Genomic DNA, 23,709 nt, shown 5'->3' with positions numbered 1-23,709 from the left:
GCCAAGCGTGGTCTGAGCACCGCGACCAGACCGTCAGCGCCGAGCGGAGAACTCGGCGATCATCGCCTCGGCGCTACGCACCGCGGCGCGGCACGCCCTGCTGGTGAACGGATCGTTGAGCGGATGGTCGGCGCGCCGGCGCCAGTATTGCGCCGCGGCGAACGCCGCCCGCGGGGCCTCCTGCGGGTTGGCCGCGCACTCCTGGGGGTCCAGGCCCAGCCTGCTGGCCGGATCGGTGCCCGAGCCGCCGATGATCCGGCGCAGCGCCACGATGTCTTCGTCACTCAAAGTCATTGTGCGCGTTGGCAATAGGCTGAGCAGCCGAAGCTCCTCGAAGGCGTGGGTGTCGGCCAGCAGCGGGTCGATGTCGGCGATGACGTACGGAGTGGCCAGCACCGGGTGCGCCTCCACGAACCTGCGCAACGACACCAGTGCGGTATGCGCCTTCAGCATGTCGGAACGCTGCGCGAATTGCTGGTCGATGACATTGCGCAGCGCCACCAACCCGCTGCGTTCCAACAGTTCGGCGGCCAGCCCGGCGGCGGTGGTCACTCCCGCGGCCAGCATCGCAATCGAGATCCGGATACCGAACATGCCGAATCGTTCCAGCAGTTGCGCGCGGATGGCCGCGTCGATAGGCAACGGGCTGTCCGGCCGCACGAATCGATCCGCGCTCAACAGCGCCTTGTTGAGTTCCGTCGCTTCCGATCCGGCCAGCTTCTGTAACGCCACGAATTCCCCCTGCCGCAAGGTGCGCGCGGTCATGGCAAGCAACCCGGAAACCGGCACCACCGCCTGACAGATGCCGGTTTGGGTCAGTTCGCTGGTGAACCGCTTGGCCACGTCGTTGGCCGACAGCATCGCATCGATGCGGCCGGCGCCGATCTCGTCGGCCCGCGAGGCCACGCCGATAATGCCGAGCGCCCCGGCCGATCCGCCCACCAGCCCGCCGATTTGCTTGAGCAGCGCGATATCGGCCGCGTTGAGGGTGCGCAGCAAAAACACCACCGCATCCACCCTCGGCACCCCGTCGGGCGGAACCAACAACTGCAGGGTGCGCTCGGACGCCTCTCGCGTCAGCGACGACGTACCGGGAGTGTCGATGATCGTGGCCTGGGTCAGTTCTTCGGCCGGCCATTCGACGTCCAGGTGCATCACGTCGGCGGGATCGCAATTGCGCAGATCGAAGCTCAACCCGTCGCGGTGGGTGATCGGCACGTTGCTGCGCCGTCCGCCACGGTGAATGGCGGTGACCTTCGGAGTCGGCCCATGCCGAAACCACGTGATGATCCTGGTGGCCTCGGTCGCGTCCGTCGGCGCGATATCATCGCCGACCAGGGCGTTGACCAAGGTGGACTTGCCTGCCTTGAGGGTGCCGGCGAGGGCGATGCGGATGGGCTCGTTCAGCCTTGCGCCGATTCGGTCCAGCTCGTAGAAGACGTCGGGCCGCTGGCGGTATGCCGGCTCGCCCCGATAGGCCTGGATGGTTCCGCCCAGAATCGCGCGTACCCGGGCGCTGGTGGTCACGCTTGTCCCACCGTCTCCGGGGCTCCCAACTTGTCCAGGTTGTCGGCGACCTGATTGAGGATGTTCAACTGACGGTCCAGCTCACGTGCCCGGGTGTCGCGCTCGACGTCTTCCATGTGTGCGGCGGTGACGATGGCCTGCAGCGACTCGTTGAGCGATCGGCTGAGTTCGATGGCAATGTCACGGTAGTGGTCGCGCAGTGTGCGATGGATGGTCTTGAGCCGGTCCCGGGACTCCTTACCGACCACGAACGACACTTCGTCGACGAAGCGGCGCAAGTTCGCTTTGGCCTCGGCGCGTGCCCGCAACAGCCGGTTGTGCTTTTCCTCCTTGTACGCCATCCGGCCCAGCAACAGCCCGGCCCCCACCGAGACCGGGTTGAACAACCCCAGTCCGGCCACCGAGGACAACATGCCGATCATCACCACGCCGCCGTAGGAGCCGCGCAATCCGGACAGCGCCTTCTGCCCCTTGCCCTGCGGCTTGGATTCCAGCTCCGCCAGGGCCTTGAGCGCACCGAAGTTACCGCCCATCAGGCGCGAGGTCAGCTCGGGCGACATCACCGAATCCAGTCCGGCGTCCGCGAAGGAGCGCGCGACTTCGAGGGCCAGCACTTCAGCGCGCTGGTATGCCCACACGAAGTTGTCGCCGACCGCGGTGGCGATCGCATCTTCTGCCTCGTGGCCGATTTCGGCCCAGTGCAGGGTTGGATCGCAGGAGTCGATCTGCAGCTCGATGTTGTCGGTGACGGCACGGAACCGGGCCCGCAGGTCATGGTCGACGTCGTTGCTCATGTCGGTGAATCCGTCGTTGAGCACCTGTTGCCACAGTGCGGTCTGCTCGATTGCGTCCTGGGCTTCCTTCTTGCGCCGGGCTAGGTCGTCGGCGAGACGTTCACGCAGTGCTGGGTCGTTGACCGACGCCAGCTCCGAACTGATAGCCATCGTCAATTGCTCTGTCGCCGAACGTATCTCAGCTAGAACCTCGTCACGCACCCGGTCGTTCTCACGGGTCAACACCCGTTCGCTGAGGAACTTCACAATCACCGGGAAGTTGGATTCGTCGTTGAGCTCTTTGTCGTTGAGGCTCACGGCGTGGCTGCGCAGCAGCGAGGAGACCGGAATGATCGGCAGCGGAACGCCCGCGCGCTGCAGGTGGATGGCGTTGGCATTGACGACCTCTCGCCAGTGCGGATACAGGTCGGTCTTGGTCGCCACCACCGCCCCGACCGGGCAGATCTGGTACGCCTTGCGCAGGAACCACATTTCCGGGTCGGTGAACTCCTGGCTGGCGTCGCTGACCATCAGCATCGCGTCGGCGTCGGGTAGCAGCCCGAGGGTCGCCGACAGGTGAGGCTGGCCGTGTCCACCCACCCCGGGACTGTCGACGAAGACCAAACCGCCCTGAAGCAGCGGGCTGGGCGCACCGATCTCCAGCCGCAGCACTTCACGCCCGGCGGCCTGCGGCGACCGACGCACATCGAAGTTGACGTCGTCGACGGGGATGTCGACAGTGGCGGTTTCACCGTTCGGACCGGCCTTGACGACGAGCCTCGCCCACGGTTGCACGCTGTAGCTGACGATGGTGATCACCACGGTGGCTTCGTCGTCGCCGACCCGCGCCACCGGCAGGTTCAGCAACGAGTTGAGCAATTGGCTCTTGCCTTGCTTGAGCTGTCCGGCAATCACCACGCGGATTTGCGGATCGGCGATCCGATCGCGGGCACGCCGCAGCCGTTGCACCAGATCATTGCGTTGGTGAAGCTCGGCGAGGGCGATCGTGTGATCGATCAGTTCAACGATCACACCGACCCGGCGCGGGTCATCGGCCTGGGTCACGGTGATGCCCTCCTCTCTCGATCGTGTGCTTTGAGATCACGGTATGCGGACAAACCGGCGGGGACCATGAAGGTCCCCGCCGGTCGGTCGCTCCGCGGATGCCGATCAGCGTCAGTGGTGGCCGAGGACCGGGCCGTGGGAAGCCGGCGGGTCGACGTGCGCGGGCGCGTGCGTCGCGGGCGGCTCGTGGCCGAACACCGACGGGCTTTGCGGCGTTTGGTGAGTCGGCTGCTGCACGGGCTCGTGCTGCTGCGGCGTGTACACCGGAGCGTGCTGTTCGACCGGCGCCGGCGAGTGACTCGGTGTCGGCGTGTCCACGTGCGGTGCCGGTGTGTGCTGCGTCGGCGCCGGCGCGTGGATCACCGGTGGAGTTCCACCGCCGTGGCTCACGTCCGGCTGGCCCGTCGTGCCGCCGGGCGACTGAATGACCGGGCCGTGGCTGCCGCCGACAGGGGGTGTCCCGGCACCGGTGCCGCCGCCGGGCGTCTGGACGGCTGGGCCGTGGCTGGTGGGAACGGTTGGCCCCTGGCTTCCCGGTGTGACCCCGCCCGGGCCGGTTCCGACGCCGGCGCCGGCGCCCGCACCTCCGCCGCCGAGCACCGTGCCCTCCTGTCCGAGGATGTCGCCGTGCCCCCCGGCCCCAGCTCCGGCTCCGGCTCCGGCGTGGATGCCCGGACCCGTCGGCACGCCGCCGGGCCCGCCTGTTCCGGCGTTGATCGTTCCGCCGCCGGCTCCGCCGGCTGCGACACCGCCCGGTCCGGCCTGTGCGCCGGCGCCTGCGCCGGCAGCACCGGAGACAGTGGCCGGTTGTGGACTCGGGTGACCAGCGAACGGGGTGTTGCCGCCGCCGCCGATGCCGAGACCCGCTCCCCCCGCGGCGCCGGCCTGACCGCCCACACCGACCCCGCCCAGCGGACCCGCCACGTGAGCAGTGCCGGCGCCGTTGAGCGCCGCGCCTTCGCTGGCAATCAGTCCGGCCTGGCTACCCGCGGCGGCTTGTCCGCCGAGAGCGGCTTGGCTGGCAAGTCCCGCCTGGCCGGCGAGACCTGCTTGGCTCGCAAGACCCGCTTGGCCCGCAAGACCGGCCTGGCTCGCAAATCCCGCTTGGCTCGCAAGACCTGCTTGGCTCGCAAGGCCCGCTTGGCTCGCAACAGCGGCGTGACCACCAGCTCCGACTGCGGCCTGGCCGCCTAATCCGCCACCGAGTGCGCCACCCGCTTGAGCACCGGCACCCAGCCCGCCTCCGAACTGACCGCCAGCACCGAGCCCGCCTCCGAGCTGACCACCGGCACCGAGGCCACCACCTAGGGCCCCGCCAGCCTGAGCGCCAGCACCGATAGCGCCGCCGGCCTGACCCCCGGCACCGATAACGCCCCCGATGCCGCCACCGGCCTGGGCAGCGCCGCCGATAGCGCCACCCGCTTGGACCCCAGCGCCGACCTGGCCACCAGCACCGAGGCCGCCGCCAAGACGGCCACCGACCTGGGCACCGCCGCCAAGACCGCCACCGACCTGGCCACCGGCACCCAGCCCACCACCGACACCACCGCCAGCTTGAGCACCAGCACCAACCGCGCCACCAAAGCCGCCGCCAAGACCACCACCGACCTGGCCACCGGCACCAAGCCCACCACCGACACCGCCGCCAACCTGGCCACCAGCACCCAACCCACCACCGACACCACCACCAGCTTGAGCACCAGCACCAACCGCGCCACCAAAGCCGCCGCCAAGACCACCACCGACCTGGCCACCGGCACCAAGCCCACCACCGACACCGCCGCCGACCTGGCCACCGGCACTAAGCCCACCACCGACACCACCACCAGCTTGAGCACCAGCACCAACCGCGCCACCAAAGCCGCCGCCAACCTGGCCACCAGCACCCAGCCCACCACCGAGGCCACCGCCAAGACCGCCACCGACCTGACCACCAGCACCAACAGCACCACCAAGACCGCCGCCGAACTCACCACCCACACCGGCACCGACCTGACCGCCAGCGCCAAGCCCTCCACCGAGACCAGCACCAACGCCGCCACCAACCTGACCACCACCACCGACAACACCACCGAGACCGCCGCCGAACTCACCGCCTGCCCCGGCGCCGAAGCCGCCGCCAACCTGACCGCCCAGACCCGCCTCGCCGCCGATTCCACCGCCGAGACCAAGCCCTGCCTGACCGCCGAGACCGACACCGGCGCCTACCCCCGCGCCGACGTGACCGCCCAAACCTGCCTCGCCGCCGATTCCACCGCCAAGACCAAGTCCCGCTTGGCCACCCAGACCCAAACCGGCCTGGCCACCAAAACCACCACCAAGACCCAATCCAGCGCCACCACCGAGACCGCCGCCGAGCCCAAGACCGGCCTGACCCCCAACGCCGAAGCCGGCCTGGCCGGTCAAGCCGCCACCGAGCCCTAACCCGGCGCCACCACCAAGCCCGGCGCTACCACCAAGACCAAGACCGGCACCGCCACCAAGCCCGGCACCGCCGATGACACCGAAACCGCCGCCGAGCTGGGCCTGACCGCCGAGCCCGAAGCCGAGACCCGTCTGCGCGCCGAGACCCGTTTGCACGCCGAGTCCCGTCTGCACGCCCGCGCCGATTCCGAAGCCGGCTTGCACACCAAACCCGAAGCCCAGGCCGGCCTGTGCGCCCAGTCCCACTCCGGTGCCGAAACCCCCGGTGGGCTCAAAGGCCAGGCCCGGAGCAAATCCCGGACCGGTAAACGGCATGGCCAGACCGGGTCCTCCGAACCCAGGCCCCGCAAACCCAAGCCCTCCGAACCCAGGCCCCGCAAACCCAAGCCCTCCGAACCCAGGCCCCGCAAACCCAAGCCCTCCGAACCCGGGCCCCGCAAACCCCGGCCCTCCGAACCCAGGCCCCGCAAAACCGGGTCCCGCGAACCCAGGGCCCATGAATCCAGGCCCCACGAATCCAGGTCCGGCGAAACCGGCGTTGAACCCGTTCGCCAACCCGAAACCGACGTCGCTGGCGACCGTGTTGGCCAATCCGAACCCGATGTCGCTGGCAACGGTGCCGGCCAGTCCTACGTCGTTGACTGCCATCGCCGCGTCGTTCGCCACCGCTCCGACCACACTGCTCGCCGCGTACCCGGCCTCGTCGAGGACCGGCGCTGCCTCTTGTCCAACGAAACCCGGGGCATACCCGGACGCGAACCCGGGGTCGTACCCAGACGCAAATCCGGGGTCGTACCCGGAAGCGAAGCCCGGGTCATACGCCGGAGCGAAGCCGTGTTGCGCGGCAACCGCTTCCTGCAGCCCTGCGATCGGGTCGTCGGAGGGAAGGGCCAGTCCGGGCACCGCGTTGGCGGCCACCGAGGCGACCTGCGCGGGGGAGACGTCGACCAGTCCGGCGTTGGTGAGGGCCTGCCCGGGTGCGGCGACGAAGGACTGCGCGGCCTCTTCGTTGCTGAAAAGGCTCAGGATGTAGTCGATAAGCGAGGTCATTCTTCTATCCCTTCAATCGAAACTGTGAAGTTCTCCGCCGAAGTGACCGGCGCTCTGCCATAGACGGTATGGATTTCGCCGTTTCCCCAAATCGGGGTCAGATCCCCCAGCCTTGGGGGTACCCATCGGGATGGTGCGGGCCACCCCGTTAGGGGATTAGGGGAAATTCGGGTACCCCAAAGACTGCGTGAAAACCGACCCCAGCGACGCGTTTCTGCAGATCAAGCCCCCCACGGGCCACCACAAGAGACGACTGGGCCGATAGATAACGGCGAAGCTCAGCCGTGGATGCCGAAGCCGTGGTGATCGGGCTGAGGGTCGTGCTGATGGGCATCCGGATGGATGATCGCGTGATCCCAGATGCTGGGATCGCTCAGCGGTAAGCCACCGTGATCTAGGCCGGGCTGTGCACCTTCAATGCCTGTGATCAGGGAGGATGCCTCGTGATGGGCGATCGCCGCCGGCTGCGAGTGCACTGGCGATTCGTGGGGAAGGACGGGGGCGGGATGGTTTATCACGCCGCTGACACCACTGAGCGGAGCATGCTCGTAACCGGCGACCGCTGGGTTGTGCGGGGTGAAGGCGTCGAGCGCAGCGGTGGCCGCACCGCTCGCCCAGACGTTGCCGTGCTCACCGACGTGGTCCCCGGTACCGCCACCGACCGGCCCGGCCATCGACAGCGAATCCGACACGACGGGGATCAAGTTGTTGACGTCCGTGCTGGTCACGTTCGTGAGGTGAGCGTCGGCGATGGCCTGCGCAGGGTTTGCGGCGTAGCGGGCAGCGGCGTCGGGGTCGCGGACAAGGGCGATGACGAAGTCGAGTAACGAGTTTGCCACCACGCACCTCTCTGCCTCTTCAGCCTATTCGTCACGCGCTAGCAAGATGCTATCGGTTCACTCGACCGCCGTGTTCGGTATGAAACCCGCCGGCCCCAGGGCATCATTAGGGGGTGCGGCGTTAGGGGAAATATAGGGTTGCGGGGCCGAGCAGCGGGCAGGAGTGCATGGAACGACCGCGTGGTGGGGAAAGCCCGCTGGAAACCGCGAATGCGACGCGGGGGGCGGACGGGTGAGCGACGGTGTGGGCGCGTCCATCCCGACGTTTCCCCGAGCCGCGCGCGCTGTGATCGACGATCTCGCGAACGCAGCGACGGCGCCGGTGCATGCATTGATCGGCGGCGGCATCGGGACCGGTAAGACCACCGTGCTCGCCGCCGTCCGCGACGCATTGCACCGCGCCGGGCTCGCCGCGCACAGCCGCGTGCCGCGGGAGGACGATCCACCCCAGGACGCGTTCGTCGTCGACGACGCCCAACTGCTCGCCGACGCCGACCTGGCCCGGCTCACCGAACGGGTCACCGACGGACGTGGCACCGTTGTGGTGGCCGCCGAGGTCCATGAGCAGCGACCGGGGTTGCGGTCCTTGGTGACGGCGATCGAACGGCATCGCCCGCGGATCTCACTATCGCCGCTGCCGGTCGAGGAGCGGCTGCGAGATTGCACCGGCGGCCTAACGTTCTTGGTTCACGCGGTCTCCACAGCGGGTCAGCCGCCGGTCGACGCTGCCCGACTCGCGCTCGGCAACCGGATTCGCCGAATCGACGAACCCACTTTGGACACGCTGCTGCTGATGTCGCTGACCCACGAGTTGGGTGGCGCAGATGTTGCCGGCGCACTGGGGATTTCGGTTTCCGAGGCGCGAGTGTTGGTGGACCGGACACGCGCGGGCGGGCTGGTGGAGCCGTCGCACCCGCGGGCGTTTCTGCAGCTCGTCCACGAAGCAGTCGCCCAGGTGCTGGGCAATGCGCGGCACCACGAGCTGGAAACCTCGCTACTGCGTTCGCAGCTCGACATCTCCACGTTGTCAACGGATCTCGCGCTACGACTGGCCGAACACGGGTTACGCGATGACCGGCTGGCAGGCGTCCTGGCCGGCCACGCCGCCCAGACCCGCACCGATCCGGCTCAGGCCGTGCGGCTGTACCGGGCGGCCGTCCAGGCCGGCGCTGCGGGTCTGACGTCGCGACTGGCCGATGCGCTCGCACTTTCCGGTGACTGTGCAGCTGCCGCCGCGTTGGCCGATGAGCTGCTGAGCTCGTCCGACTCCACCGAAAGGGCCGCGGCGGTTCGGATCGCGGCCAGCATCGCCACGCACGACGGCAACGCCGCCCAGGCGGCCGAGTTGTTCGCCTGGCTCGGACCCTATCCGGACGCCGTGATCAGCTCCGCTGCCGCAATTGTGATCGCTGCGACGGGTGATGTCGCAGCCGCACGAGTTGCGTTGCGCCTCAAGGACTCCGGTCCGCCGACAATGGCCGCACGTGCTTCGCGTGGGCTGGCCGAGGGCCTGTTACAGACCATGGATCAGCCCTATCCCGCCGCAATGGCGAAGCTGAGCCAGGCCGGAGCCGAACAAGCGATCGGTGAGGCCTTCCCGGACAGTCCGACCGCGTTGATCACCCTGGCCGCCATCCACGGCGGCGATCCGGTACGCGCCCACAGTGTGATCGGACGGGCGGTGCGCGGGGGTGGCAACGCACTCTTCGACCGTCGGCACCTCCTGCTGGCCGGGTGGATCAAAATGCAGGACGGCCAACTGGCTGCTGCGGCGGCGGACGTCGCGGCGGCGACTGCCGACACCGACCTACATCGCCGGGACGCATTGTGGGCCGCCGCCCTGCAGACCGCGATTGCCCGCCGGAGCGGGGAGGCCGGTGCGCTCCAAAAGCATTGGTACGCGGCTATGGAGGTACTCGCGGAGTATTCTGTGGACCTGTTCGCGCTGCTGCCGCTGGGTGAGTTGTGGGTCGCGGCCGCGCGAATGCGACAGGTGGGCCAGTTGAGACACCAGCTTGAACAGGCGTTCGCACTCCTCGACTCGTTGGGAAATCCTGCGCTGTGGTCGAACTCGCTGCATTGGGCCGGTGTCCACGCCGGGATCCTGGCCAGTTCTCCGGAATCCGTTGCGCCACATGGTCAGGCGCTCAGCGCAGCGGCCGCCGACAGCGCTTTCGCACAGGCTCTTTCCGGTGCGGGCCGTACCTGGCTGCGGGTGCTCGCGGATCAGGTCGACGCCGACGAGGTCACCGCCGCGGCGCGAGCTCTGGCGCACGTAGGCCTGACTTCGGACGCCACCCGACTGGCGGGTCAGGCCGCACTGCAAACGCCCGATGCGCGGGTGTCCGGCGCGATGCTGCAGCTGGCCAGAGACCTGAAGTTGAGCACAGGTTTTGGTGAAACCACAGCAATAAGCGAGGCCTCCGTCGAATCGAAGCCCGGTGCGCCAGCGCCTCGTCAGCCGACGTCGGGCACCCGGCTGTCCGATCGTGAGCGCGAAGTCGCTGAACTGTTGCTGCTGGGGCTGCCTTACCGAGACATCGGCAACCGGCTGTTCATCTCCGCCAAGACCGTCGAGCATCATGTGGCCCGGATCCGCGGTCGGCTCGGCGCCGGCTCGCGCTCGGAGATGCTGTCGATGCTGCGGACAATGCTGGCACCCGAGGGATAGCGTGTAGCAAGCGCGGGCACTGAGGACCGGGGAGGGGAAGCCATGGCATGCTGCGTCATCGCCGCACTGCTGTTGGCCATTGCGCATCGCCTGACGCCGTGGCGCCGACGCAAGCCCGATGTCGCGGGGTTCGCTCCGCCGGCCACCAGGCCTGCCCCCGGGGAAGGGCTGGTGTCGTGCGGCATGCCGCAGCACCAACCATCGGTCGCACTGACCCGGCACCTGGCCGCGTCGGCGTGGATCTGCAGGTTCGTCGCGGTTGGAGCCGGCGTCTATTTTGCCGCCGTGGCACTGGCATTGCGATCTGGCCTGGCACACTCCACCGCATCGGTATCGATCTGGGCGGCTAGGACTCTGGGCATGGTCGCCGTCGCCGGAATCGCAATGGCATTGTCCACCAACATCTTCAGACGTGGCGCCGATCGTTCGACAGGTCGTGAGATCTCCGGCTACGCGGCTATCGGGTTGGGCCTCATGCTGATCGAAGGCACGAGTTTCGACATGCATCTGCTGTCGACCTACTACGTGATGAGCTCGAGCCTGCACAATGCCATTCACTTGGCCGGCTACGGGTTGCTGTTGCCGGGAATAGCTGTTGCGCTACCGTCACCGCAGCAGCGTTCGGAGGAGGTCTGAACCATGGAAGTCGTCGAGTCCAGCCCGGAAGACCTTGCCACTCAGCGCTTTCTGCTGGATCTGGCACTGCAACCGCTGGATAGATTCGACGGGTTCACCCGCCTCGAGCAGATCGGCGGCGGCGCCCTGCGCTATCAGCTCAACTATGTGTGCTACGCGCTGTCGATGGCCCAGTTCACCCGCACGCCTGCCTTCACCGGATATCTCGCCGAAGCGCAGGCGAACACCATCCGCAAGATGTGTGACAAACGGGTCTGGCGCTACTGGGCATCCGAACAGTTGCTCGGGTACGGGCGCTGGAATCCCGATCCGATGACGTTCGCCAACATCATGTACACCGGCTTCTTCGCCGCCATGCTGGCGTTCTACGAGACCCTCAACGACGACCGCGGATTCGACGCCGACGGGTCGTTGCCGCTGGTGTGGAGCGAGCGGCGTCGGTATGAGTACGGGTACACCAAGATCGCACACGCGATCGCGCGCAACATGCGCAACAGTCCGTTCACGCTGTACCCCTGCGAGCCGCACCTGACTTACCCGATGTGCAACACCATCGCGCTCAACGGTCTCCGCGGCTACGACCGGATCCACGGCACCGATCTCACCGGCGATCTGGCCGACAAGATCCGTGAGTCGTTCGATCGCCACCAATACTTGTTGCCCAATGGACGCTTTCGGTTCGGCCTGGGTCCGCTCGGACTCAAAATGCCGCCCACGCTGTCCAACGACGCCGTGATGGCCTACTGGCTCGACGGGGTGATGCCCGACCTGGCCGAACGGACCTGGCAGATGTTGCGTGAGCACCGCTTAGGCCTTGACAACGGAGTGGCACAGCTGAAAACCCGTGCCGTCGACCGCGTCGACGTCGGGTCCTACCGCAAGAGCACCGCCTGGACCTGGGTCAACATCGCCTGCGCCGCAAAGGAAATGGGTGACGGTGAGGCGATCGAGGCTGCACAGACCGCCATCGCCGAACAATTCAGCATGGATCACTCCGCTTCGGGAGCGCGCAAACTCGCCGGACAGTCCATGTGGGTTAACGGCGTCTTCGCCCTGACGCAGTTCGTGACCGAGGGAAGCCTGCGCGCCCTGGCGACCGGTCAGGTGCCGCATACCTGGCGGACCGGCCCGCAGTTGAGTGCCGCGGCCTACCCCGACGTGCTGGTCGCCAAGGCCGTGACCGACGGCACCGGACTGGAGCTGGTACTGCGCCCCGGCGCCGGCCCGGTGCGGACCACCCTGGAGATCACCCGGCTACGGCCCGGCGCCAGCTATCGCCTCATCGGAGCGGGCGACGACAGCGTGCTCGCCGATTCCCGCGGCCGGGCGCTTATCAACGTGGCGCTAGACGATCGGCTCGAACTGCAATTGATGTACGCCTGATCACATCGCAGCTGCGCTGGGCTGGTGATCTGCGCAAACTTAGGTTTGCCTTTCTCGCGGCGAATGCCACAAGGGTGTCAGTATGGGCAGGTTAAGCAGCAAAAGCGCAGCGGGAGCGCACCAGTATCCGATTGACGACGAATTGGGGTGACCCTCGGTGACCACTCAGACCCTCATCCGGCTGATCGTGGGCCTCGGCATGACCGCGGTGGTGGGCGCGCTGGCGCTCAGGCGCGTCTGGTGGTTGTACCGGCTGGTGATGACCGGCCAACCGGTCTCGGGACGCACCGACGACATCGGTACCCGGATCTGGACTCAGATCGCCGAAGTGTTCGGCCAGCGCAAGCTGCTGAAATGGTCGGTCCCCGGCCTGGCGCACTTCTTCACCATGTGGGGCTTCTTCATCCTGGCCACGGTCTACGTCGAGGCCTTCGGGGTGCTGTTCCAGCCCAACTTCCACATTCCGATCGTCGGCCGCTGGAATGCCCTGGGCTTCCTGCAGGACTTCATCGCTCTAGCCGTGCTGGCCGGCATCATCACGTTCTCGATCATCCGGTTGCGTTCCGAGCCAAAGGAATACGGTCGGCAGTCCCGCTTCTACGGCTCGCACACCGGAGGCGCCTGGCTGATCCTGTTCATGATCTTCCTGGTCATCTTCACCTTCGCGATCTTCCGCGGTGCTTCGGTGGTCACCGGCAACTTCCCCTACGGCTGGGGCGCGTTCTTCTCGCACGGCATGGGCAAGTTGATGAATCCGCTGGGCCCCACCGCCAACGAATGGATCGAGACGGTCGCGTTGCTCTGCCACCTCGCGGTGGCGCTCGTCTTCCTGCTGATCGTGCTGCATTCCAAGCACCTGCACATCTTCCTGGCGCCTATCAACGTCACGTTCAAGAGACTGCCCGACGGTCTGGGTCCGCTGCTGCCGATCGAGGCTGTGGTCGACGGCAAGCCTGAGCCGATCGACTTCGAAAACCCGCCCGACGACGCCGAATTCGGCCGCGGCAAGATCGAGGACTTCACCTGGAAAGGGATGCTCGACTTCGCCACCTGTACGGAGTGCGGGCGCTGTCAGTCGCAGTGTCCGGCCTGGAATACCGCCAAGCCGCTCTCGCCCAAGCTCGTCATCATGGACCTCCGCGACCACTGGATGGCCAAGGCGCCTTACCTGCTGGGGGAAAAGACGGCCGAGCCACTCGAGGGCCTGGACCTCGAAACCGTCAAGGAAGAAGGTCACCACGTTCCGGAATCGGGCTTCGGTCGAGTCCCCGGGCATGGGCCCGAACAGGCGGCGCGCCCCCTGGTCGGCACCGCCGAACAGGGCGGCGTCATCGACCCGGACGTGTTGTGGTCGTGCGTGACCTGCGGCGCATGCGTCGAGCAGTGCCCGGTCGACATCGAACACATCGACCACATCGTGGACATGCGCCGCTACCAGGTGATGATGGAGTCGGAGTTCCCCTCAGAGCTGTCGGTGCTGTTCAAGAACCTGGAGAACAAGGGCAACCCGTGGGGCCAGAACGCTTCTGATCGCACCAACTGGATCGACGAGGTCGACTTCGACGTCCCGGTCTACGGCGAGGACGTCGAGAGTTTCGACGGCTACGAGTACCTGTTCTGGGTGGGCTGCGCCGGCGCCTACGACGACAAGGCGAAGAAGACCACCAAGGCCGTCGCGGAACTGCTGTCGATCGCCGGGGTCAAATTCCTGGTGCTGGGCACCGGCGAGACGTGCAATGGCGACTCCGCACGCCGGTCGGGCAACGAGTTCCTGTTCCAGCAGTTGGCCCAGCAGGCCATCGAAACGGTGGACGGGGTGTTCGAGGGCGTGGAAAGCGTCGACCGCAAGATCGTCGTCACCTGCCCGCACTGCTTCAACACGCTGGGCAGGGAGTACCGGCAGCTCGGCGCCAACTACTCGGTGCTGCACCACACCCAGCTGCTCAACCGGTTGGTGCGCGACGACAAGCTGGTCCCGGTCAACCCGGTGTCCCAGGACATCACCTATCACGACCCGTGCTACCTGGGTCGGCACAACAAGGTGTACGAGGCGCCGCGTGAGCTGATCGGGGCGGCCGGAGCCAACCTCACCGAGATGCCGCGGCACGCCGAACGCAGCTTCTGCTGTGGGGCCGGCGGTGCGCGCATGTGGATGGAAGAGCACATCGGCAAGCGGATCAACCACGAGCGCGTCGACGAGGCGCTGGCCACCAATGCCGCCACGGTCGCGGTAGCGTGCCCGTTCTGCCGGGTGATGGTGACCGACGGCGTCAACGACCGCCAGGAGGAAGCGGGCCGCGAAGGCGTCGAGGTGCTCGACGTGGCGCAGGTGTTGCTCGCGTCGCTGGACCGCGACAGCGTGAAGCTGCCCGAGAAGGGCACCGCCGCCAAGGAAGCCGAAGAACGGGCCGCCAAGGCGGAGAAAGTTGCCCCGAAGGCCACCACGGCGACCGCGCCCGCCGAGGAGGCTACGCAGGCCGAGAAGACGGAAGCCGCGCCGGCCAAGCCCGCCGAGAAGCCGGCCGCCGCCGCACCGGTCAAGGGTCTGGGCGTGGCCGGTGGAGCCAAGAAGCCCGGCGCCAAGAAGGCGCCTGCCGCGGCTGCCGAGACGACGGAAGCTGCGGCGCCCACAAAGGGTCTCGGGATGGCCGCCGGCGCCAAGAAGCCCGGCGCTAAGAAAGCCGCCCCGGCCGCCGAGGAGAAGACCGAAGCGGCCCCGGCCGAACCGGCCACCCCCGAAGCTCCGGTCAAGGGCCTGGGCCTGGCGGCCGGCGCCAAGCGTCCGGGTGCGAAGAAAACCGCGGCCGCCAAAGCCGAGGCCGCCCCGGCCGCCGAGGAGAAGACCGAGGCGGCACCGGCCGAACCGGCCAAACCCGAGGCCCCGGTCAAGGGCCTGGGCTTAGCGGCCGGTGCCCGGCGCCCAGGCGCCAAGAAGGCGGCGCCCAAGGCCGAGTCCGCCCCGGCCGCCGAAACCTCGGGCGAGCCGGCTGCGAAAGCCGAGGAATCGGCCAGCGGAACGCCGGCCGAGCCCGAGGCGCCCGCCAAGCCGGAAGCGCCGGTCAAGGGTCTGGGTATCGCCGCGGGCGCCCGTCGGCCCGGGGCCAAGAAGACCCCGGCGGCCAAGCCGGCCGAAGCTGAGGCGAAGCCCGCGCCGCAACCCGACGCCGAGCCCGAGGACTCCGAGCCGGCCGCGAAGTCGGAGCCGTCCACCCCGGCAAACGGTGAAGCGGCCACCAAGTCCGAGCCCGCCGCGCCCGCCGAGCCGGCGACCCCGGTGAAGGGCCTGGGTCTGGCGCCCGGCGCCCGTCCGCCGGGTAAACGCTGATCACAGATCGACATCGATCAGCAAATATCAGTGGACAGCGATGGGAGCATGGTGGACGTGACAACTCACCAGCTTCCCGCGCATGCGCACCACCGGCAGCGTGCATTCGCGCAGTCGTCCAAGCTGCAGGACGTCTTGTATGAAATCCGCGGACCGGTGCACCAGCACGCCGCGCGACTGGAGGCCGAGGGGCACCGCATCCTCAAGCTGAACATCGGCAACCCGGCGCCGTTCGGTTTCGAGGCTCCCGACGTGATCATGCGGGACATGATTCAGGCGTTGCCGTATGCGCAGGGCTACTCCGACTCCAAAGGCATTCTGCCCGCGCGGCGGGCGGTGGTGACGCGCTACGAGTTGGTACCCGGCTTTCCCAAGTTCGACGTCGACGACGTGTACCTGGGCAACGGCGTCTCCGAGTTGATCACGATGACGCTGCAGGCGCTGTTGGACAACGGCGACCAGGTGCTGATTCCGGCCCCCGACTACCCGTTGTGGACGGCGTCCACGTCGTTGGCCGGCGGCACACCCGTGCACTATCTGTGCGACGAGACCCAGGACTGGCAACCCGACATCGCCGACATCGAATCCAAGATCACCGAGCGCACCAAGGCGCTCGTGGTGATCAACCCGAACAACCCCACCGGCGCGGTGTACAGCCGCGAAATCCTCACGCAGATGGTCGCTTTGGCGCGTAAGCACCAACTCCTGCTGCTCGCCGACGAGATCTACGACAAGATCCTCTACGACGACGCCCAGCACATCAACGTCGCAACGCTGGCACCCGACCTGCTGTGCCTGACCTTTAACGGCCTGTCCAAGGCGTACCGGGTGGCCGGCTACCGCGCCGGCTGGTTGGCGATCACCGGCCCCAAGGACCACGCCAGCAGCTTCATCGAGGGGATCAGCCTGCTGGCCAACATGCGGCTGTGCCCGAATGTCCCCGCGCAGCACGGAATTCAGGTTGCCCTGGGGGGCCATCAGAGCATCGAGGACCTGGTGCTGCCCGGCGGCCGGTTGCTCGAGCAACGCGACGTGGCGTGGCGCAAACTCAACGAGATCCCCGGGGTGTCGTGCACCAAACCGGAGGGCGCCCTGTATGCGTTCCCGCGGCTGGATCCCGAGGTCTACGACATCGAAGACGACGAGCAACTCGTCCTGGACCTACTGCTGCAGGAGAAGATCCTGGTCACCCAGGGCACTGGATTCAATTGGCCCGCACCGGATCACCTGCGCATCGTGACGTTGCCGTGGGCGCGTGACCTCGCGGCCGCGATCGAGCGTCTGGGCAACTTCCTGGCCAGTTACCGGCAGTAGCGTGGGCGCCTGCTTCTAACCTGGACCGGGTGACCCATGCACACTCGCACTTGCCGGCGGGCCCGTCGCCGCTGGCGCCGCTGACCGCCCGAATCGTCGTCGGACTGCTGGTCACGATCGGGGTGGCGGTGATCGCCGGGGCGGTACTGCTGTGGCCGGGCAAGCAGCACGTCGAGATCCCGATGCCCTACCAGAATGCCTCGGGTGGCGCTGTGACCACCGAGGCCGGGCACGTGCTGTCCAGTGGCCTCACCGACTGCGGCAGCAAGTCGGCGGGTCAGGTGCTCACCGGCCCGCCGCTGCCCGGCGTCCCCGGCTCGGGCACCTGCGTATCCACCTTGATTGCCATCGATTCCGGCCCGAATGCCGGCGCCAACACCGCGATCGAATTCACCCCCGGGCCGGGTCAGCCCAAGCTGTCCGCCGGTGACAAGGTCCGGGTTATCCGGCAACTGGACGCGCAGGGCACCACCAGTTACGCGTTCTACGACTTCGAGCGCGGCTGGCCGTTGATCGCACTCGCCGCCGCGTTCGCGGTCGTGATCGTCGCCGTGGCCCGCTGGCGTGGGTTGCTGGCACTGGTCGGTGTCGTCGTCGCATTCACGGTGCTGGCGTTGTTCCTGCTGCCGGCGCTTCGTAGCGGCGCTCCGGCCGTCCCCGTGGCGTTGGTCGCCTCGGCGGCAATCCTGTACGCGGTCATGTACCTGGCGCACGGCGTCAACCTGCGTACCAGTGCCGCTCTGCTGGGCACCTTGGCAGCGCTGTTATTGGCTAGCGGATTATCCTGGGCGGCAATAGGTATGGTGCACCTGACCGGTCTGGCCGAAGAACAGAATTCCGACGTCAGCGCGTATCTGGCCAACGTGTCGATCACCGGCCTGCTGCTGGCCGGCTTCATCATCGGATCGCTCGGCGTGCTCAACGATGTCACGGTGACCCAGGCCTCGGCTGTGTTCGAGCTCGCGGCCATCAGCAGCGACACGTCGCGGCGCGCAATCTTTTTGGGGGCGATCAGGGTTGGCCGTGACCACATCGCCAGTACCGTTTATACGCTGGTGCTTGCTTACGCCGGCAGCTCGCTGCCCCTGCTGCTGTTGTTCAGCGTGGCCAACCGCTCCCTGGCCGACGTGCTGACCAGCGAGAGCGTGGCCATCGAGATTGTTCGTTCGGCGATCGGCGGTATCGCACTGGCACTTTCGGTGCCCTTGACCACGGGTATCGCAGCGCTGCTGGCCAGACCTGGCGAATTCAGTGGCGTTGCAACAACTCCAGTAGGTACGTCCCATAACCCGACTTGATCAGCGTCCGGGCCCGTTGCTCGAGTTGCTCGTCGTCGATCCAGCCGTGCCGCCACGCAACCTCTTCGGGCACACTGACTTTCAAGCCTTGCCGTAGTTCCAGCGTGCGAACGAAGTCCGACGCATCCAGCAACGAGTCGAACGTTCCGGTGTCCAGCCACGCGGTGCCGCGGGCCATCACCTCGACGGACAGCCGGCCCTGGTCCAGATAGATCTGGTTGACCTCGGTGATCTCGTACTCACCGCGCGCCGACTTCTTCAGGCCCTTGGCGATCTCGATCACGTCATTGTCGTAGAAGTACAGGCCGGGTACGGCGTAGTGGGACTTCGGTTTCTCCGGCTTCTCCTCCAGCGACACCGCCATCCCGTCGGCGTCGAATTCCACCACACCGTAGGCCGACGGGTTGGCCACCCAGTACGCGAAAACCGCTCCCCCGCTGATGGATTGGAATCGGCTCAGGCGGGTGCCCAGGCCCGGGCCGTAGAAGATGTTGTCGCCCAACACCAACGCCACCGACTCGTTGCCGATGTGGTCTGCGCCCAGAACGAATGCCTGCGCCAGGCCGTCCGGGCTGTCCTGGGTAACCCAGCTCAGGTTGATGCCGAATTGCGAACCGTCACCGAGCAGCCGCCGAAAACCCGCTGCATCGTGCGGGGTGGTGATCACCAGGATGTCGCGGATACCGGCCATCATCAGCGTGGACAGCGGGTAGTAGACCATCGGCTTGTCGTATACCGGCAGCAGTTGCTTGCTGATGCCGATTGTGATCGGATGCAGTCGCGTTCCCGATCCACCGGCCAAGATGATCCCGCGCATGCGTGACTCCCTACCGCCTCAGTCGACCAGGTCGTTCTCGGTGAGTTCGGTTGCCGCCAGCGCCAGAGCCAGATTCTCGTGCCGATAAACGGAGGTGACGTGGTCGTGGACCACCCGGAACGCCGAGGCTGCCGTGGTGGCACCGCCGGAGTCACGGATCGTCTGTTCGACGACGACGACGCCGTCGTGCACGAACATCCGGCCCGGCTCCGCCTTGTACTGGGAGGAGGCGGTCAGCGACTCGGCCCACGAACGCAACGCCTGGTGGCCCTGCGCGGCGCCGTGCGCGTCGCCGATCTCGATGTCGTCGCTGGACAACGCCACCAGGGTGTCGATGTCGCCGCTGTTGAGCGCGTCATGCCACGCCAACACGGTGGCGATCTCCGATGTGGTCATGACCCAGAAGTCTAGAGAGGAGTGCGATCGAGCCAACGCTGCCATACCTGCTCGGCACCGAACAGCTCAATCGTCGTGTCGGCGAGCGGGACTCGTCGGGTCATGGCCAGCAACAGCTCGGTGGCGCCCCCGCGCAGCGCCGCGGTGCCCTTGCCGTGCTCGTGCGACCACGTGATTGCGGCGTTCTGGACAGCGATCGTCCATTCGCCGGCTTCGCCCAAACCGGGATCGGTGGCATGCAGGTGCAGGGTATCGGCACCTTCGAGCGGCAACGCTGCGCCGTCCCGGCCCGCCTGGATCACGATGCGTTCCAGGAACTCGTCGATGCCGTCGGCGGCCAGCTCGGGGGCAACATCGAAGCCGACAGCCAGCGCCAGCGCGGCATCGGCTCGGTGCACCAGGTTCTCGTGCAACCGGCGCCGGATCCACCATCGCGCGGGGCGGGTGCCGAGGAATGTCCACACCGGACTTTCGGAGCCGGTCTGCTCGACGGCGTCCACCAGAAGCTGGGCCCCGCCGTTCAGCCACGCGATCGCGTCGTCGCGGCCGGGTGGCGGCTTGCCGTCCTCGACACTGCGGAAGTCCAGGAAGCTGTCCATCCGATCGCGCACAATCTGGGCGGCCCAACGGTCGCCGCGACCGACATGCCGGAACAGCTGGTCCAGGGTCCAGCCGGGACAGGTCGGCACGGGGGTCGACGGGTCGGCGGTGCGGATCAGCTCCCCGAACGCACGGGTTTCCTGCAGATAGTCCGCGGTGTAGTCCACCCGGTTGACGCTACCCGCCGCGGGGCGGTCAACGGCACCCATCGCCTGGGACAACCCGAACGTCGCCGTCAACGTCGACCAGCGCGGGTGCAGCGACTCGAGCAATGCGGTGAACCTTCGGGCCTGTAGTGCACCGCAGCGAAATTGGTGCCGGCGGCGGCCATCACCGCACGCAACGACGTACCGTCGACATGATAGAACACGATGGACGCGACGGATCGGAGCAAGGACATGCCGGACGAAACCGCAACCGGTGAACCACATTTGAAGGTGGAGCGGGACGGCGAAGTCGTCGTGCTCACGATGAACAACCCACGGCGCAAGAACGCCCTCACCCCGGCCATGATCACGTTGATGGCGCAGGCCTGGGACGAGATCGACGCCGACGACGGGATCCGCGTCGCCATCCTCACCGGATCCGGATCGTCGTACTGCACCGGCGGCGACCTTGCCGACGGATGGATGGTGCGCAGCAGCAAAGCCAACGGCGAGTCGGCGCCACCGACCGGCAAGTCCACGGGCACCATCATCAGTGAAGGGTTGTTGCTGAGCCGTTCGTTGACCAAGCCGCTGATCGCCGCCGTCAACGGCCCTTGTTTGGGCGGCGGCTGTGAGATGTTGCAGCAGACCGATATTCGCATCGCCGAGGAACACGCGGTGTTCGGATTGCCCGAGGCCAAGTTCGGGTTGATCGCGGGCGCGGGCACCACGGTGCGACTCAAGCGCCAGATTCCCTACACCAAAGCCATGGAGATGATCCTGACCGGCGAACCGCTGACCGCCGCCGAGGCCTACCACTTCGGCCTGGTGGGCCATGTGGTGCCGACCGGTCAATCCTTGGACAAAGCGCGGCAGATCGCCGCACGCATCGCGGCCAATGGGCCGCTGGCGGTCCGCAACGCCAAGGCCTCGGTGATCAGCAGCGGTTGGCTCGACGAGGAGGATGCCCGCAGAATCGAGCGGCGCTTCGTCGTCGAGGTGATGGGCTCCGCCGACGCCAAAGAAGGTCTCGCCGCCTTCGCCGCCAAGCGCGAACCCCGGTTCACCGGCAAATAGACAGAGGTTCACGAAATCCAAATTCTGGACAAGGGCGCGCAAACCCAAACACGGCCGCATACTTTGCTTTTCGTGCACGGTGCCTACCATGCTGCCTGGTGCTGGGACGACCACTTCCTGGATTTCTTCGTGCGGCATGGGTACCGGGTCCTGGCGCCGAGCCTGCGCGGGCACGGCGGCAGCCCGTTGTCGCAGCGGCTCAACGACTGCTCGATCGCGGACTACGTGCAAGACATCTGTTCGGTGGCCGACGCCCTGGCGAGCGCGCCCGTCGTGATCGGCCATTCGATGGGCGGTTTCATCGTCCAGAAGTATCTCGAGGTGCGCCGTGCGCCCGCCGCTGTCCTGGTCGCGTCGGCGCCGCCGGGCGGCCTGAACGCCACGGCGTTGCGGACCGCGGCCGCGCATCCGGTGAAGACCTTGCGGGCGGCGTTGGGCCGCAACATGTTCGCGGTGGTCGAGTCGCCGCGCCTGGCCCGGGAGGCGTTCTTCACCCCGGCCACGCCCGAGCTGATCGTCAGTCGGTGTCGCGAACGGCTGCAGCAGGAGAGCCATCGCGCACTGTCGGTGGATGTCACCCGCGGCGAGATGGTGCGTACCGAATTGATCGACGCGCCGATGCTAGTTCTCGGTGCGCTGTGGGACGGGATGCTCTCGCTACGGCAGGTCAGCGCGACCGCTCGCGCCTACCAAACCACTGCCACCTTCTTCGCTATGGGACACGACATGATGCTGGAACCTGGCTGGGCGGCGGTGGCCGCCCACATCGACGCCTGGCTTACTAGGAATTTGGAGCGGCCGGGGCCGCATACCACCGGGTGATGTCGCGGCCTTGGTCCTCCGCGTCGTACCACAGGGCGGTGAAGCGGGGAATCGGCTGGCGGTCGGGGCGGTGGAAGGGCGCTTGGGACAACGCAAGTCGGTAAAGCATGGCGGCCATCTGGCGACGAGGAATGTCGCGGAAGGCGGCCGATCCGAAGCTCAGGGCCGCCCCCGACACCGCTCCCCGATCGGCTTCGGGCACGTGCTGGACGAAGTCGTCCATGATCGTGTTCATCAGCGCGGTCACGTGTCGCATGACCTTCGGCAGGGCCCGCACCCGATACCAGCGCCGCCCCACCGCGGTGTCGTAGATGCCGAACGCCGAGGACCTGTGCTCGATCTCTTCCATGAAATGCCAAAGGAATAGCGACGCGACCCGATCCGCGCCGCCCCGGAACAAGGTGTGCTCGTTGTTGAGCATCATGCCGAACAGCGGCGTGAAGGTCGCCTCGATATCGGTGACATAGGCGAGGTTGAAGTCCAGCGACTCGTTCTCCAGCAGCTCGGTGTAAGCCTGATCGATCTTCTTCTGTGTCTCAGCAAGTTTCGGGTACCGCGCAACCAGAGTGGCGGCGTGCTTGCGATGCATCCGAGCGTGCTGGGCCTCCTGACGCAGGAAGTCTTCGGCCTCCTGCTGCATCGGAGTGCCGGCCAGGCGGGGGGCGGCGAGCTGCACCACCTGCACGATGTAGCGCTCGAAGGCCGGCGCCGCGAAACTGATCGCGTTGCACATCTCGGAGAAGTCCGGGTTGTTCGGCTGCCAAAGATAAGGCGCGGACTGCGCGTCGAAGCTGAACGGCGGTTTTCGGATCTTCAACGTGCTCATCGCTGCCTCCCGGGTGCACATCCGATGGGCGCAGCGGCTCCGGATGCGACGATTTCTTGTTTCGTCTCACATCAGCATGGCGGAGGCCGCGGGCGGCTGTCAAGGCGACAAGTCACGCCCAGCGCGCAGCCGACTACTCCGACAGCGGCTTGATCAGGGGAAAGATGGCGTAGCGCTTGAGCATCGCCAATCGGTGCTCGCGGGGGTGAGCGGCGAACGGCTCGAGCAGGCTGAGTTGGATCCCGATGAGCCATTCGACGGCGTCGTGAGTGTCGACGTCGTCGCGCAATTGGCCGGCGTCCCGGTATTCCCGCAGCAGGGCTTCGACCAGCGGAGACACTATCGATGTCATCGCTTCCAGCCCGCCACCCACGCGGGCGAGAGCGTGCGGTCCCTGGCTGTGCGCTTGCAGGGCCTTGTACCAGCTTTGAGACCTCAAGGCGTCGCTGAACAGCAATAATCCCTGCGCCATTCGTTCGGTCGGGTCAGTGATGCCTTCGATCTGGTGGGCGACGATGCCGGCCATGGTTGCGGTGCGGGCCATGATGACTTCGCGGATCAGTTCGTCCTTGTCGGCGGCGTGGCGGTACAGCGTCGCCCTGGAGCACCCGGCTTTCTCGGCGATGTCGTCGACCCGCACACCCAGGGGGCCGCGTTGGTCGATCAGTTCCGCGGTGGCCGCGATCAGCCGGCCGCGTAGGTCGCCAGGCATCCGGTCGA

19 protein-coding genes and 1 pseudogene are annotated in these 23,709 nt (G+C 67.1%); 10 read left to right on the top strand and 10 right to left on the bottom strand.

The genetic code is table 11. The features are described from left to right. Positions 1 to 33 precede the first annotated feature (33 nt). The 3 genes from iniC to MKCMC460_RS04545 all read right to left on the bottom strand — a co-directional run bounded on the left by iniC (position 34) and on the right by MKCMC460_RS04545 (position 4,289). On the bottom strand, positions 34 to 1,527 hold the full coding sequence (gene iniC, locus MKCMC460_RS04555) for an isoniazid-induced dynamin-like GTPase IniC (protein ID WP_238305346.1): 1,494 nt from the start codon (positions 1,525 to 1,527) through the stop codon (positions 34 to 36). After that, the gene (locus MKCMC460_RS04550) at positions 1,524 to 3,365 is read right to left on the bottom strand and encodes a dynamin family protein (RefSeq protein ID WP_236980457.1); all 1,842 of its coding nucleotides are present in this window, start codon (positions 3,363 to 3,365) and stop codon (positions 1,524 to 1,526) included. The genes iniC and MKCMC460_RS04550 overlap by 4 nt, the downstream gene beginning before the upstream one ends. A 111-nt stretch (positions 3,366 to 3,476) precedes the next feature. Next, entirely contained in the window at positions 3,477 to 4,289 is an 813-nt protein-coding gene (locus MKCMC460_RS04545) for a hypothetical protein (RefSeq protein ID WP_238306062.1), read from the bottom strand. A gap of 72 nt (positions 4,290 to 4,361) precedes the next feature. Between MKCMC460_RS04545 and MKCMC460_RS04540 the strand changes: the two genes are divergently transcribed. Further along, a complete protein-coding gene (locus MKCMC460_RS04540; RefSeq protein WP_238306060.1) occupies positions 4,362 to 4,559 on the top strand; it encodes a hypothetical protein in 198 nt (65 codons plus the stop codon). Positions 4,560 to 4,787: 228 nt separating this feature from the next. Continuing rightward, the gene (locus MKCMC460_RS04530) at positions 4,788 to 5,789 is read left to right on the top strand and encodes a hypothetical protein (protein ID WP_236984667.1); all 1,002 of its coding nucleotides are present in this window, start codon (positions 4,788 to 4,790) and stop codon (positions 5,787 to 5,789) included. Positions 5,790 to 6,698: 909 nt separating this feature from the next. Here the strand turns inward: MKCMC460_RS04530 and MKCMC460_RS04525 are convergent. Both MKCMC460_RS04525 and MKCMC460_RS04520 read right to left on the bottom strand, forming a co-directional pair. Then, positions 6,699 to 6,839: pseudogene (locus MKCMC460_RS04525) on the bottom strand (IniB N-terminal domain-containing protein); the annotation flags it as partial. A gap of 278 nt (positions 6,840 to 7,117) precedes the next feature. Then, positions 7,118 to 7,678 (bottom strand): Rv0340 family IniB-related protein, encoded by a 561-nt coding sequence (locus MKCMC460_RS04520; protein ID WP_236980440.1) that lies wholly within the window; start codon positions 7,676 to 7,678, stop codon positions 7,118 to 7,120. A 244-nt stretch (positions 7,679 to 7,922) separates the two neighbouring features. On the opposite strand from MKCMC460_RS04520, the gene iniR reads away from it, so the two are divergent. The 6 genes from iniR to MKCMC460_RS04490 all read left to right on the top strand — a co-directional run bounded on the left by iniR (position 7,923) and on the right by MKCMC460_RS04490 (position 18,305). After that, a complete protein-coding gene (iniR, locus tag MKCMC460_RS04515; protein ID WP_264990918.1) occupies positions 7,923 to 10,349 on the top strand; it encodes an isoniazid response ATPase/transcriptional regulator IniR in 2,427 nt (808 codons plus the stop codon). 42 nt (positions 10,350 to 10,391) lie between these two features. Further along, positions 10,392 to 10,985 (top strand): hypothetical protein, encoded by a 594-nt coding sequence (locus tag MKCMC460_RS04510; RefSeq protein ID WP_236980423.1) that lies wholly within the window; start codon positions 10,392 to 10,394, stop codon positions 10,983 to 10,985. Between the two features lie 3 nt (positions 10,986 to 10,988). Continuing rightward, positions 10,989 to 12,368 carry a hypothetical protein gene (locus MKCMC460_RS04505; protein WP_236980421.1) on the top strand — a complete coding sequence of 460 codons (1,380 nt, stop codon included), beginning with the start codon at positions 10,989 to 10,991 and terminating at the stop codon, positions 12,366 to 12,368. A 157-nt stretch (positions 12,369 to 12,525) separates the two neighbouring features. Then, on the top strand, positions 12,526 to 15,693 hold the full coding sequence (locus MKCMC460_RS04500; protein ID WP_236980419.1) for a heterodisulfide reductase-related iron-sulfur binding cluster: 3,168 nt from the start codon (positions 12,526 to 12,528) through the stop codon (positions 15,691 to 15,693). Positions 15,694 to 15,723: 30 nt separating this feature from the next. Further along, positions 15,724 to 17,007 carry a pyridoxal phosphate-dependent aminotransferase gene (locus tag MKCMC460_RS04495; RefSeq protein WP_236980417.1) on the top strand — a complete coding sequence of 428 codons (1,284 nt, stop codon included), beginning with the start codon at positions 15,724 to 15,726 and terminating at the stop codon, positions 17,005 to 17,007. A gap of 29 nt (positions 17,008 to 17,036) precedes the next feature. Further along, on the top strand, positions 17,037 to 18,305 hold the full coding sequence (locus MKCMC460_RS04490) for a YibE/F family protein (RefSeq protein WP_236980416.1): 1,269 nt from the start codon (positions 17,037 to 17,039) through the stop codon (positions 18,303 to 18,305). Here MKCMC460_RS04490 and rfbA read toward each other — a convergent pair. The 3 genes from rfbA to MKCMC460_RS04475 are packed head-to-tail and all read right to left on the bottom strand — an operon-like array spanning position 18,256 to position 20,285. Next, positions 18,256 to 19,122, bottom strand: coding sequence for a glucose-1-phosphate thymidylyltransferase RfbA (rfbA, locus tag MKCMC460_RS04485; RefSeq protein ID WP_238305344.1), 867 nt, complete (start codon positions 19,120 to 19,122; stop codon positions 18,256 to 18,258). The genes MKCMC460_RS04490 and rfbA overlap by 50 nt on opposite strands. A gap of 18 nt (positions 19,123 to 19,140) precedes the next feature. Next, entirely contained in the window at positions 19,141 to 19,518 is a 378-nt protein-coding gene (locus MKCMC460_RS04480) for a nuclear transport factor 2 family protein (protein WP_236980414.1), read from the bottom strand. A gap of 11 nt (positions 19,519 to 19,529) precedes the next feature. Beyond that, on the bottom strand, positions 19,530 to 20,285 hold the full coding sequence (locus MKCMC460_RS04475; protein WP_238305953.1) for a maleylpyruvate isomerase family mycothiol-dependent enzyme: 756 nt from the start codon (positions 20,283 to 20,285) through the stop codon (positions 19,530 to 19,532). A gap of 204 nt (positions 20,286 to 20,489) precedes the next feature. On the opposite strand from MKCMC460_RS04475, the gene MKCMC460_RS04470 reads away from it, so the two are divergent. After that, positions 20,490 to 21,341: an enoyl-CoA hydratase-related protein gene (locus MKCMC460_RS04470; protein WP_236980411.1), complete on the top strand. Its 852-nt coding sequence runs from the start codon at positions 20,490 to 20,492 to the stop codon at positions 21,339 to 21,341. Positions 21,342 to 21,413: 72 nt separating this feature from the next. After that, complete coding sequence (locus tag MKCMC460_RS04465) at positions 21,414 to 22,163, top strand: alpha/beta hydrolase (RefSeq protein WP_236980409.1); 750 nt, start codon at positions 21,414 to 21,416, stop codon at positions 22,161 to 22,163. Here the strand turns inward: MKCMC460_RS04465 and MKCMC460_RS04460 are convergent. Then, entirely contained in the window at positions 22,123 to 22,989 is an 867-nt protein-coding gene (locus MKCMC460_RS04460; protein WP_236980407.1) for a metal-dependent hydrolase, read from the bottom strand. The two genes, MKCMC460_RS04465 and MKCMC460_RS04460, sit on opposite strands and share 41 nt — an antisense overlap. 133 nt (positions 22,990 to 23,122) lie before the next feature. Further along, positions 23,123 to 23,701 carry a TetR/AcrR family transcriptional regulator gene (locus MKCMC460_RS04455; protein ID WP_236980405.1) on the bottom strand — a complete coding sequence of 193 codons (579 nt, stop codon included), beginning with the start codon at positions 23,699 to 23,701 and terminating at the stop codon, positions 23,123 to 23,125. Positions 23,702 to 23,709: the final 8 nt, after the last annotated feature.

Source organism: Mycobacterium sp. 20KCMC460 (assembly GCF_022179425.1).
GTDB classification, from domain to species: Bacteria; Actinomycetota; Actinomycetes; order Mycobacteriales; family Mycobacteriaceae; genus Mycobacterium; species Mycobacterium kiyosense.
The sequence above is the reverse complement of the archived record's forward strand: the minus strand, read 5'-3'. Positions and strand labels throughout refer to the sequence as shown.